The following is a 13,136-nucleotide window of genomic DNA, read 5'->3' as shown; positions in this document are numbered from 1 at the left end:
TTTTGGCTAAGAAACTGCTTGCTAAATAGTTAGCTAATTAAACAATGTCTTGGCTTAAGCAATATCTTGGCAATTTGAAACCATCCTAGCATGTCAACATCGAATCCTTAGGTAGGCTTACGCTTTACAGACAGATGACAGACATAGCAATGCCAAACAATAACATTTATGAGGTTTCATCTCTGAATTTCAGCTTGTAAGTTTTGAAAAACTGCTTTTAAAACATGCGGATTTTTGAAGTGGTGAGCTGGCAAGTGGCGAGGTAGCTGATAATGGTTTATCATTAATCATAACTATCAATTATTTATAAAAGCATCCTATGATTTTTATCAGCAATACCATTAGTCTAAATGACAGTGACGTAGAGATTAGTGCGATACGTGCGCAAGGCGCAGGCGGGCAAAACGTCAATAAAGTCTCTTCTGCGATTCATCTGCGTTTTGATATCCATGCCTCAAGCTTGAGTGATGTCATTAAGCAGCGTTTGCTTGATAGTAAAGACAGCCGAATTACCAAAGAAGGCGTGCTCATTATTAAGGCGCAGCAATTTCGTACCCAAGAACGTAATAAAATTGATGCGTTTGAGCGCTTACAAAGCTTTATCACCAAAGCCACTTACGTCAATAAAACACGCAGGCCGACCAAACCGAGCAGAAATGCTAAGCGTAAACGTGTCGATCAAAAAACCCAGCGCGGTAAAACAAAAGTATTACGCGGTAAGGTGGATTTTTAGATAGACTGATTTTAAGGTGGATTTTCACAATTAACCAAAATGCCAGCCCATTTAAGTGGCTGGCATTTTTTTGTGCGTTGAATGAACTTTGGTTAATCTGCCCTTAGCTAACCAAGTTTTCTGCTTAACTCAGGAAAGCGCTTTATCATAAATAGCATCAGTAGCAATGCCATAACCGCGATAGTCGCCCCAACATAGCCCACGCTCGATAGTGAAATATGCGTCACTGCATAGCCTCCGAACAGTGCACCCGTCCCAATGCCTAAATTGATAATGCCTGAGAACATCGACATCAGCATGTCTTGTGCATTGACATCGACCATGATGACCTTGGCTTGCATGGAGATAATCAGCAGCATGAGCGCCGCGCCCCAGAGTAGGGCAATCAAGCTGAGCGCCCATATTGAGGTTACCGCAAATAACAGCATGAGCATAGACAATAGTATCAGTATCGTCGATATCAGCATTAATCTGGTATTGAATTTATCACCCCAACGACTGAAAATTACACTACCCGCAATCCCTGCGACACCGAACAATAGCAGCACAATAGTCGCAGCGTTTTCGCTGATTGAGCCGACTTGACGCATAAAAGGCTCGATATACGAGTAAGCCGTATAATGCGCGGTAAAGACCAGTAAAATCAGCAGATATAGGCAGACCAATAAGGGGTTTTTGAGTAATTCTGGAATCTTTCTAAAAGAGCCTTCAAACATACTAGGCAGCGTGGGCAACAGCCTCATTTGCAGAATGAATACGATAAGGGCAAGCCCACCAATACCACCAAAAGTCGCGCGCCAGCCAAACCATTGACCGACCACGCGTCCTAAAGGTACACCCAACACCATCGCCAATGACGTGCCAGTCGCAAGCACGCTAAGCGCCAGTGCTTTTTTGCCTTCCGGTGCCACACGTATCGCAATCGCTGCGGTGATGGACCAAAATATCGCATGCGTGAGCGCAATGCCAACTCGGCTGATGAGCAGCACTTCAAAGCTCCACGCAAATACTGACAACACATGACTGGCAATAAACACCGCAAACAAGGCCAACAGCAAACGCTTGCGTTCAAAGCGACTGGTCAGCAGCATCAATGGTAATGACATGGCCGCGACAATCCACGCATACAGCGTCAACATCCAGCCCGTCTCTGCCGTGGTGATAGAGAAATCTTGGGCGATGTCGCTTAATAGGGCAACAGGAACGAATTCGGTGGTATTCATAATAAAGGCGCTGACGCCCATTAGGAATACTTGAAAATACTGAGTCCGGCGAGCATTTGCGCTCACCTCAATGTTAGGTTTCATAAGATCCAATACAAGTAAAAAAGGCGCTAACGGTGAAAGTTAGCTTAAAGTGATTTATTCGCTTAAAAATAAGGGTAGAAATACATCGCAATGATGAAAAGAAGGCAGGCAAGATAGCAAGTCAGTCGCCGTAGTTAAAGTAATTATTTGATAATGAGCATCGGTATTCACAAAATGAATAGGATATGACATTAGTTTTTGACATTAGCCTCTAGGAAGCCGACACTGACTGCCGACAACATACTGGCAGTGAAATAATGCTTTTATCAATAGAAGCATGCTCAAGTAGACTGATACAATAATCAAGGCGAATCAGCGCTTAAATAATGATGGCTACCTATTCTCTCATGCTATTTGAGCGTGCACGAATAGGTAGTCATCTCTGTATGAATTATCCCTGTTTTTACATTTTAATAGGGCGTGTCCTCATACCAAAAATAAAAGAAAAACAAACTATGAAAACCGAAACCAATAAGCCGCTTGCTTTTAGAAAGTATCCATCGACGACTGCTCTACAGTGTTTCGAAACGGCTGCACGGCATCTGAGCTTTACCAATGCCGCGCAAGAGATGCATATGACACAAAGCGCCATCAGTAAGCAGGTCGCTCAGCTAGAGGAGATGTTAAAAATCTCACTCTTCTATCGTACACCGCACCGCATTTCATTGACACCAGCTGGCAAGACTTATTACCTTGAGGTGTTGGAAATCCTCAAACATATCGAGGTGGCAACCACCAGTTTGATGTCGCATAGTGACAATGTAGAAGTGCTTAAGATTGCCTCACACCCAACCTTTTGTTCTCGCTGGTTGTTACCTGCGCTCAGTGGCTTTAGCCAAGCCCATCCATTGATTAATTTAGATATAAAAGAGCAAGTTGGGCCATTTTTTACTGAAGACCAAAACGTCGATATTGCCTTTTTATATGGCGATGGCATTTGGGGCGGGATGGAGGCGATTAAGCTGTTTGACGAGTATTGTGTGGCGGTATGCCAACCTGAATACTTGCATGATAAAAATCCTTGTACGAGCAATGTAGATAACTGTACGTTGCTACAGTTGAGCTCGCGCCCAAGTGCTTGGTATGAGTATTTCAAGCAGCAAGGCGTTAGTATCGATGGAACGTTTATCGGCCCACGGTTTGATACTTTTCATGCGTGTATTGCCGCCGCTTTGCTCGGCTATGGTATCGCACTTGTACCACTGCGTTTGGTCGCCCCTGAACTACAATCAGGAACGCTGGTGACGGCATGGCGCTATGCGGCAAAAGGACGGGGGTCTTATTATATAACTTATCCTTTGTCTTTGGGCAGATCGCATAAGGTGAAAGTTATTTTAGAATGGGTATCAGCGTATCTTGAAACCTCAAATCAACACGAGCTGATGCTAGGGCATGTCCTCAATTCAATCGATATAGTGGATTCACTTTAAAACAGATACAGGGCGACTGGGATAAATTTTTCGTAGCCTTTGTGATAGCAGTTAACAATGTTTAAATAATTGTAATTTTTAACGCGCCTTAAGATTGTCTTTTGGTTGGCAATGACGAAAAGGAATGCCAGCACAACTATTATTCGTTTGCTGAATCGGTACGGTTTTGCTGAAATGAGCATCACACTCAAGGAAGATGAGAGATGCTTAATGGAAACGCACTATAACGTTACAGACGCTTTTACGATGGTGCATCCTGTGACCCTCACCAAAGGCAAAAATGCCAAAGTTTGGGACAGTTATGACCGCAGCTACATCGACTTTGTCGGCGGTATCGGGGTTTTAAATTTTGGTCATTGTCATCCTCATATCGTCTCCGCGATTATCAATCAAGCCCAATCACTTATTCATTACGCCTACAATGCGGCCGCCCATCAGCCGTATCAAACCTTTATGCCACGGCTTTGTGAGCTGATTCCAATCAGTGGTGAGCTATCAGGTATGTTGACTAACTGCGGCGCAGAAGCCACCGAAAATGCCATAAAAATTGCCCGCCTAAAGACAGGTCGTGTGGGTGTCATTGCTTTTGATGGTGGCTTTCATGGGCGCACGCTGGCTGCGGTCAATCTAAATGGTAAAGTCGCGCCTTATAAGCGGGGGCTTGGACCATTGGCAGGTGGCGTTTACCACATTCCTTTTCCCAGTCCAGATAATGAAGTGAGCGATCAGCAGGCTATCGATGCGCTTGAACGTCTATTTGCTGTAGAGACGGATGTCGATAATATCGGTGCCATCATCGTAGAGCCAGTACAAGGCGAAGGTGGCTTTCACTTAATGTCGCCCACGTTTGCTCAGTATCTGCGCCAGTTTTGTGATGAGCACGGCATTTTGCTCATCATGGATGAGATTCAATCGGGCTACGGTCGTACGGGCACACCCTTTGCCTTTACACATTTAGGGATTGAGCCTGACATGATATTGCTAGGCAAAAGTATCGCAGGTGGGTTGCCGTTAGGCGCAGTGATCGGCAAAGCCAGCATAATGAATGGCTTGCCTAAAGGTAGTCTAGGCGGCACTTATTCGGGTAATCCGGTCGCGTGTGCTGCCGCCAATGCGACGTTAGATATTATGCAAGACGATGCGGTGTGGGAGTCTGCCAGACACTATGCTCACACCATTGAGCAGACGGTGAACCAATGGCAGCAAGAAGGTGTATCGCCTTGGCTGTTTGGCCTTACGGGTATCGGTGCGATGCGCGGTATCGAGCTGCGACATCCTGAACATGATGTCGATCCAAACGTGATGACGTATGTGTTAACGCAAGCGCGCGAGCGTGGTCTGCTGTTGATGCCTAGCGGTAAATATCGCCATATTATTCGCCTGCTACCGCCACTAACAATCGAGCCTGAAACCCTGCAAGCCGGTCTTAATGTTTTAAAAGAAGTGTTAAGTACGATTCCTGATAATAGGCTCTGATGAAATGGCAACGATATAATTTAATGGCAACGACATAGTTTTTTGTCGGAGACGCTTAGGGCGTGTCATCAATTAGCACATGAATACATTTAGTGGTCTTAAAATGGCTAAATTTAGCCAAACATCGTCAGAAATCTTGTCAATATGTTCATATTTACGGCAATTTCTTCCTTGTTTGGCTGCAATTTTCCTCATTTTAAGTCTCACAATCTAAATGATGACACGCCCTAGTTAATAAGTTAAGAGTAATAAAAATTTATAAGATTTTAACAAGGATATCTATTTGTGAATTATACATTTATCAGCAGCGACGCTATTCGTCACGAGTTCTCTATGGCGATGTCAGCCATGTACCAAACCGAGGTTCCACTATATGGTGACTTGCTAGATTTAGTCGCTGAGGTGAATACTGAGGTGCTAACCAAACATCCTGATATTAAGGAGCAGTTGGAGCATACCGGAGAGATTGATAGACTCAGTATGGAGCGCCACGGGGCAATTAGATTGGGCACAGCGCACGAGCTTAGTATGATGCGCAGGCTCTTTGCCGTCATGGGTATGCACCCTGTCGGCTATTATGATTTAGCGCCTGCTGGCGTGCCCGTGCATTCTACGGCTTTTCGAGCCATTGACGCGCAAGCCTTAAATCAAAGTCCATTTCGAGTCTTCACTTCTTTATTGCGTCTAGACTTAATTGCTGATGACGCACTAAAACAAGAAGCATCAAAGGCATTAGCCAACCGCAATATCTTTACCGATACGGTCGTCAGCCTGATTGAGCGCTTTGAAGAGCAGGGTGGTTTGACCTCAGAGGAAGGTAAGCAGTTCATCAAAGAAGCTTTAGAAACGTTTCGCTGGCATGATAAAACGCCAGTCTCAAAAGAGCTATATCAGCGCTTATTAGCACAGCATGGTCTCATTGCTGATGTCGTCGGCTTTAAAGGCCCACATATCAATCATTTAACGCCTAGAACACTAGATATAGATACTGTACAGCAAGGTATGCAGGCAAAAGGCATGCCGCCAAAAGCGATTATCGAAGGACCACCAAAACGGGAATGTCCGATTTTATTAAGACAAACGAGCTTTAAGGCATTAGAGGAAGCGGTTAGTTTTAAAAACTCAGAGGGCGAGTACGAGCAAGGATGCCATACTGCACGGTTTGGTGAGATTGAGCAGCGCGGTGTGGCATTAACGCCCACGGGCAGAGCACTGTATGACAAGCTACTTAGTCAAGCACGCCATCAATTAGGAGCTACTCCAAATGAGGGTAATGCAGCTCAATACAATCGAATTTTAGCCGAGGTATTTACCGCTTTCCCTGATGATTACCAGACGATGCATGACAAGGAGCTTGCTTATTTCTATTATCAACCAGTCGATAGTGCTGCGGATATCAACAGTGATATGTCTAATCTAGAAATGGTTAATTCAAAACAAGCAGTAAATGCTCTGATTAACCGAGGCGTTATCCGTATTGAGCCTATCGTCTATGAAGATTTTTTGCCAGTCAGTGCGGCTGGTATTTTTCAGTCCAATCTCCAGCAGGATAAGCAAAGCAACTATGATGGCAATTCAAACCAACAGGAGTTCGAGCAAGCCCTTGGTACCAATGTCCATGATGAGCTTGTTTTGTATGAAGATATACAAAATAGAAGCTTGGGAAAATGCCTAATTTCTTTAGGAAACGGTAGGTAAAAGACAAGAGCAGTCATCTTATTTATTCGCCATTCCAAAATGGAATGAGGGTAAGAAAATTATTATTTTGCAAGTTAAAGTATTGCAAGGTAGCTTAAAGGTCGACCAAAGATATTATAAATTACTATACAAAGGATTGAATATGATTAAGCAATACATGTCAGCCATGGGTGTCAAAGAAGAACAATATCAACATGGCGATTTTGAAGTCAATACGCCTATCGATGGGACGGTTATCGGCAAGATAACCTTAGATAGCGTTGATGAGGTCAATAAGAAAATCCAAAACGCCCAAGCAGCATTTAAGGAATGGCGTGTCGTTCCTGCCCCCAAGCGCGGCGAATTGATTCGTCTGCTGGGCGAAGTGCTGCGTGAGCATAAAGAAGATTTGGGCATGCTTGTATCATTTGAAGCTGGGAAAATCAAACAAGAAGGCCTAGGTGAAGTGCAAGAAATGATCGATATTTGCGACTTCGCTGTCGGCGTTTCACGTCAGCTATATGGCTTGACGATTGCGTCAGAGCGCCCAGGTCATCACATGCGTGAGACGTGGCATCCGCTTGGTGTCATCGGTGTCATCTCCGCTTTTAACTTCCCTGTAGCGGTATGGTCTTGGAATACAGCGCTTGCCATTGTTTGTGGTAACCCTGTCATCTGGAAACCATCAGAAAAAGCCCCTTTGGTTGCTTTGGCGTGTCAAGCCATGTTCGAAAAAGCCTTGGCAAAGTTCGGTGATGCACCAGATCATTTGTCTCAAGTGATATTGGGTAAGACGGATATCGGTAATGCCTTGGTCGAAAACAAAGACATTGCCTTGGTCAGTGCGACTGGCAGTACACGCATGGGCAGAACTGTCGGGCCTAAAGTCGCTGAGCGTTTTGGTAAATGCTTGCTTGAGCTTGGTGGCAACAACGCGATGATTTTGGCACCGACTGCCGATTTAGACCTTGCGCTACGCGGCATTATATTCTCAGCGGTTGGTACAGCGGGTCAGCGTTGCACCACATTACGCCGCCTCTTCGTCCATGAGTCTGTCAAAAACGATATCTTGCCACGCATCAAATCAGCTTATGAAACCGTCAGCATTGGTCATCCTCTCGAAGGCAATTTGGTCGGCCCACTGATTGATGAAGACAGCTTTAATAACATGCAATCGACCTTGAATAAGGCTCGTGAAGCGGGTGGGATAGTGACAGGCGGGGAACGCGTACTAGCAGATAAATACCCTGATGCCTATTATGTCACGCCTGCCATTGTCGAGTTTGATGAGCAAAATGACGTTGCTAGAAGTGAGACGTTTGCGCCTATTTTATATGTCATGACCTATAAAGACTTTGATGAGGCAATCGAGATGCAAAACGATGTGCCACAAGGATTATCGTCATGTATCTTTACCAATGACTTGCGTGAAGCGGAAACTTTCCTCAGTGATCGCGGTAGTGATTGCGGCATCGCTAACGTCAATATCGGCACTAGTGGTGCTGAAATCGGCGGTGCATTTGGTGGCGAAAAAGAAACCGGCGGTGGACGTGAGTCAGGGTCAGACGCATGGAAAGCTTATATGCGTCGCCAAACCAACACCATCAACTATTCAACAGAGCTACCACTTGCCCAAGGCATTAGTTTTGGTTGATATGAAGATGTTTGAACACTCAGGATTGATTGTTCATATATAAATGGTTAAGCACAAATGACTCATCATAAGTGGTCAAAAATAAGGTGTTCAGCGTGAATTGCCAAGCATATTTTATATATGTTTGGCACACCAAAAACTATAAGCAATCAAGGATTGGTTGTAATGACCATTGACGACTACTAAGGAAGGTAGAATTATCATGATCGATGACAAACCGCATGACCCCGCTAATGATGGCTACGGTCCGTCTTCTAGCTTCTTACTTGATATTGCCCCTCTCGTATTGACTGCCATGATTCTTATGGTGCAGTTTTTCATATTCAAAGACTTTACCCCGCACATTCCATTAGCCTGTGGCATTTTAATCACTGGCTTATTTATGAAGATGCGTGGTCGTGACTGGCAGGGTATGGAGGAGCGGTTTTTAAAAGTTATTAAAATCGGCTTACCGGCGATGATTATTCTGATGGGCGTCGGTATGCTCATTGGTTCATGGATTATTGCAGGGACGGTGCCGACCATTCTTTACTATGGATTCAGTATTTTTTCTCCTTCCTCCTTTTTATTTTCAGTTTGTATTATTTGCGCCATTATTTCTGTTGCCACTGGTACCTCATGGGGTACAGTCGGTACGGTAGGGCTGGCGATGATGGGTATCGGTATGGGGCTTGGCATTCCAGCGCATTTTACAGGCGGTGCTATTGTCTCGGGTGCTTTTTTCGGGGACAAAATGTCACCATTGTCAGATACCACTAACCTGACACCTGCGGCAGCCGGCGTGGAGCTTTGGGACCATATTAGAGGCATGCTACCAACGACTGTCCCAGCCATGGTTACTGCCTTAGCGCTTTATGCGTGGATTGGCATGGGTTATGGCGATGACAGTATTGATTTATCTTCTATCCAAGCCTTACAAGCCAATTTGGCTGACAATTACAATTTAAGCATTATTACTTTATTACCTGCACTCGTTGTTGTGATTGCCGCTGTGATGAAAATGCCAGCGATACCGACCGTTTTGGGCGGTGTTGTCGTGGCATCAGTTATTGCATTTTTTATGCAAGGCGTTGGGGTCAGTGATATTTTTAACGTTTTACAAAACGGCTTTGTCAGTGAAACGGGCTTTGAGGTGGTTGATAAATTGCTATCAAAAGGCGGCGTCATGTCAATGACATGGGTCATTACCTTGACCATCTTTGCACTCGCTTTTGTCGGCTCGCTTGAACATTACGGCACCTTAAAAGCCATTATGGCGAAAATAGATAAGGCAGTAAAATCGCGTATCGGCTTGATTTTGACGACTTATGCCAGCGTCCTTGGTGTCGGTACTTTAATCGGTGACGTTTATACAACGTTGGTGCTGCCAGGGCGTTTATTAAAAGACAAATATAAAGAAATGGGCTATAAGCGCACGACACTCACACGCTCTATTGAAGACAGTGGCACGCTATTATCACCGCTGATTCCTTGGAACATGGGCGGTAGCTTTGTTGCTGCGACCCTTGGTATAGCGACACTGACTTATGCACCTTTTGCTTTTGCTTGCTGGTTGTCGCCTTTGTTTGGCTTGTTATGGGCGTTCCTTGATAAGTTTATACCGCGTGAAGAGCCTTCGGTAGAAAAGCTCGACACGGCTACCTCAACGTCAATTAGTGACGTGTGACACAAGGGAGTGTGAGATGTTACAAGAGCAATGTTTATGGAACATGACTGCCCCCAATATTGAGTCCTATAGTCAGATGAGTAGCGACACTCAAGCGACCATTTGTATCATTGGTGGCGGTTATACAGGGCTATCGGCTGCGATTCATTTGGCCGAAAAAGGCGTCAAGGTTATCTTACTTGAGAGCCAAACGATTGGTAGTGGCGGTTCAGGGAAAAGCGTTGGGCTGGTCAATGCAGGGACATGGGCACGCCCCGATGACTTAAATATTGCGCTAGGTGAAGCGGCTGGAGAGCGTCTCACAGAAGCGCTCGGACAAGCACCAAGCTTAGTATTTGACCTAATCAAACGTTATAATATCGACGCGCAAGCCACCCAAGCCGGCAATATCCATATGGCACATAATGCCAAAGGCGAAGTCGATGTCGATGTCAGATACGAGCAGTTGAGCCGTCGCGGTGCGAATGTTGAGGTGTTAACTGGCAGCAAATGCCATGAATATTGCGGCACCAAAAGTATCAATAAAGCACTACTAGATCATCGTGCGGGTACTATCAACCCGCTGGCTTATGTCAGAGGACTCGCAAAAGTCGCGACCAGTCTTGGCGTAATCATCTACGAGCATTCCGCTGTCGAGGCACTGGAGAAAGTAGACGGTCATTGGTACACAAGAACTTCCAAAGCTCGGGTCAAGTCTGAGCGCGTCATCATTGCGACCAATGCTTACACTGAAGGCGAATGGACAGAAATTACTAAGACTTTTTATCTCGTCGCTTATTATCAGATCGCTTCTGAGCCGCTCAGTGGAGCAGTAGCAGATCGTATTTTACCTTACAAAACAGGGGCATGGGATACGCGTTTGGCATTATCGAGCTTTCGCCGTGACAAAGATGATCGTTTGTTATTGGGAACGGTGGGTGGCAAGCAACTTAAACCAAAATCCTTCTATCAGTCATGGGCGAACGCTGTGCAAAAAAGCTATTATCCTGATTTACCAGCATTTAACTGGCAATATGAATGGTGCGGTAACTTTGGCTTTACGCAAGACCATATCTTCCGTGTTTTGGAACCTGACGAAGGGTTATTGACAGCGACTGCCTACAATGGACGTGGCATTACCACTGGTACGCTCATGGGCAAGTGCTTTGCGGATTATATCTTGACTGGAGACAGAGCCAGTATTCCATTGCCATTTAAAACCTTGGAAGAGTCAAAGATAGCATTGGGTGCGATGAAATCTGGATTTACTGAAGTAGGGCTGACGCTCTATCATGCAGGACAATGTCTAAAAATCATTAGATAGTTTTTTGACTACAGTAGGAAGATATAGGGTGAGTATTGACAACAGTAAAGGTGTTAAAAAAGAGGAACAATATCTGTATTTATCTTTCAGCAGCTGATGTGCTATCATCGCTAGCTGATCTATCGTGGGTTTAACAGCTTTGTATCGTCGTCCGTTATTATAATTAATGGTGGCATACGAACCTTGCAACTTCCAGCACGATATAAAACAATTCTGGTAAAGCGCATGAGCCTGTACTCCGACATCCTCATTTGTGCCTAATTTTATTTGCCTATATGGGCTCGTTTTATACTTTTTCGTCGGAGTTACAGGAGTCTAAGGTGTCCAATTTTACAAGCCACGCTACCAATCAATCTAAATATACCCGTCGTTATCACCCGCGCCACCCTCTCGCGCAATATGCAGTCAATCAAATAGACACGCTTGAGCTGCGTTCGCAAGCTATCATCAAAGCCATGGGTTATCCTCTCAAACACACGATACCTGCCTGTGATCGCTTGCGTCATGTATTGTCGAATAAGTATCTGGGGCTTGATGGTAGTTATATGGATAAATACTTTACTGCCGATGAATTCTTAGCAAAGTTGTTTAATATACTTGAGATACCGTACCAGCCATTTGTAGAAGATATTGCTCAGATTAAGCATGACTTAGCGCATTATTCCAATTCTTTACCCGAATATAGCTTACGAGCCGATGTGAATTTTACGTTTACTGCGGGCGCAAACTGGATGTCTCGTGATGGTGCTTCTCGGTTGGCTCAAGTGCAGTTGCCAGAAGGATTTGCCAAACTGAGCGAGAGCGAGCGTGCGTCTATAGTGAAAAAAGGTATCCGTGAGCATTATCAATATTATGAAGGCAATCTACCTTATGACGGCATCATTCAAGGCTACCGTTTGACGGTTGAGCACAATAATGAAGTGGTTAACAGAATAGCGTATGGATTGCTAAAATCGAGTAGTGTTTAAGAGTCTCGATGACACCATAGGTCTAAAAATCGGCGCAAATAAGCTCTTAAACAGAGCAAAGCCTCACTTGATAGTGAGGCTTTTTCGTTTTCGTAAATTATCTAAGCCCATTTATGCTTCAGGCTTAGATATGGCTCGCCATAAAATGACGAACAGTGCATCAAATTCTTTATTTATCGGGGCATTTGTCTGCCGCATGATGTGCATCAAACCCAAACGGCTGATAAAACCCATAAACACATCGAACAGAATATATAGCGGCACGGTGTCGTTCAATACACCACGTTTCTGACCGTCTTCTAATACCTCCAAAAATGCCCCAATCAGCTCCTTATTCTCATAAATAGCAATGTGACGAATGCGTGATACCGATACCGATGACAGCACCATAACCGCATCAGGATGCGAGTCTACGAAGTCAAAACATACCCATAGCGTCTTACGTAGGCGATCTTGCACGCTGTCAATGCCTTGCAAATGATCCATGATGCGTGCCGCCAGTCTGCCGAGTACGATATCCATCACCGTGTTGAATAGCGTTTGTTTGTCCCCGAAGTATTTATAGAGGGTTTGCAATGAGACGTTGGCAGACTTCGCAATTTGCACCATCGTCACTTCGTTAGCATCAAAACCTGCAAACACTTTACGAACCGCTTTTTCAATTTTTTCTAAAGTCGCAGGGCGCATATCTGATAAAGGTGCCAGTGCTCGGCTCTCAGTCATGTTAGGCATCTGATTCGTGGATTGCATGCTTTATCATTCCTTTAAGATAGGGGGTTTTAGACAGTTCGATAGCCACTTATTTGGTCGTTTGATACGCTAAAATTTTATTAGGTAACATGAATTACCATTATTTGTTGATAGGTTGCGTATTGTCTTTCACTATCTTAGTATGAGTCTTGAATCTCAATAAATACAAAGA

10 protein-coding genes are annotated in these 13,136 nt (G+C 44.6%); 8 read left to right on the top strand and 2 right to left on the bottom strand.

The annotated features are described in order from the left end of the window. The first annotated feature begins 319 nt into the window (after positions 1 to 319). A complete protein-coding gene (arfB, locus tag IOD06_RS02100; protein ID WP_133105368.1) occupies positions 320 to 733 on the top strand; it encodes an alternative ribosome rescue aminoacyl-tRNA hydrolase ArfB in 414 nt (137 codons plus the stop codon). 107 nt (positions 734 to 840) lie between these two features. Here the strand turns inward: arfB and IOD06_RS02095 are convergent, their stop codons facing one another. Beyond that, entirely contained in the window at positions 841 to 2,040 is a 1,200-nt protein-coding gene (locus tag IOD06_RS02095; RefSeq protein WP_194618859.1) for a sugar transporter, read from the bottom strand. A gap of 455 nt (positions 2,041 to 2,495) precedes the next feature. On the opposite strand from IOD06_RS02095, the gene IOD06_RS02090 reads away from it, so the two are divergent. The 7 genes from IOD06_RS02090 to IOD06_RS02060 all read left to right on the top strand — a co-directional run bounded on the left by IOD06_RS02090 (position 2,496) and on the right by IOD06_RS02060 (position 12,214). Beyond that, the gene (locus IOD06_RS02090; RefSeq protein ID WP_194618858.1) at positions 2,496 to 3,470 is read left to right on the top strand and encodes a LysR substrate-binding domain-containing protein; all 975 of its coding nucleotides are present in this window, start codon (positions 2,496 to 2,498) and stop codon (positions 3,468 to 3,470) included. 210 nt (positions 3,471 to 3,680) lie between these two features. Next, positions 3,681 to 4,946, top strand: coding sequence for an aspartate aminotransferase family protein (locus IOD06_RS02085; RefSeq protein WP_194618856.1), 1,266 nt, complete (start codon positions 3,681 to 3,683; stop codon positions 4,944 to 4,946). 285 nt (positions 4,947 to 5,231) lie between these two features. Beyond that, positions 5,232 to 6,644, top strand: coding sequence for a VOC family protein (locus IOD06_RS02080; protein WP_194618855.1), 1,413 nt, complete (start codon positions 5,232 to 5,234; stop codon positions 6,642 to 6,644). 142 nt (positions 6,645 to 6,786) lie between these two features. After that, positions 6,787 to 8,277: an aldehyde dehydrogenase family protein gene (locus tag IOD06_RS02075; protein ID WP_194618854.1), complete on the top strand. Its 1,491-nt coding sequence runs from the start codon at positions 6,787 to 6,789 to the stop codon at positions 8,275 to 8,277. A gap of 202 nt (positions 8,278 to 8,479) precedes the next feature. Continuing rightward, complete coding sequence (gene nhaC, locus IOD06_RS02070; protein WP_194618853.1) at positions 8,480 to 9,943, top strand: Na+/H+ antiporter NhaC; 1,464 nt, start codon at positions 8,480 to 8,482, stop codon at positions 9,941 to 9,943. Positions 9,944 to 9,959: 16 nt separating this feature from the next. Then, positions 9,960 to 11,246: an FAD-binding oxidoreductase gene (locus IOD06_RS02065; protein WP_194618852.1), complete on the top strand. Its 1,287-nt coding sequence runs from the start codon at positions 9,960 to 9,962 to the stop codon at positions 11,244 to 11,246. 320 nt (positions 11,247 to 11,566) lie between these two features. Next, a complete protein-coding gene (locus tag IOD06_RS02060) occupies positions 11,567 to 12,214 on the top strand; it encodes a hypothetical protein (RefSeq protein ID WP_194618851.1) in 648 nt (215 codons plus the stop codon). A 111-nt stretch (positions 12,215 to 12,325) separates the two neighbouring features. Here the strand turns inward: IOD06_RS02060 and IOD06_RS02055 are convergent, their stop codons facing one another. Continuing rightward, the gene (locus tag IOD06_RS02055) at positions 12,326 to 12,964 is read right to left on the bottom strand and encodes a TetR/AcrR family transcriptional regulator (protein WP_010198592.1); all 639 of its coding nucleotides are present in this window, start codon (positions 12,962 to 12,964) and stop codon (positions 12,326 to 12,328) included. Between the last annotated feature and the right edge of the window lie 172 nt (positions 12,965 to 13,136).

Source organism: Psychrobacter sp. N25K4-3-2 (genome assembly GCF_015351755.1).
In the GTDB taxonomy this organism is placed as follows: Bacteria; Pseudomonadota; Gammaproteobacteria; order Pseudomonadales; family Moraxellaceae; genus Psychrobacter; species Psychrobacter glaciei.
Note: the sequence above shows the minus strand (reverse complement) of the source record. Positions and strands in the feature narration are given on the sequence as shown.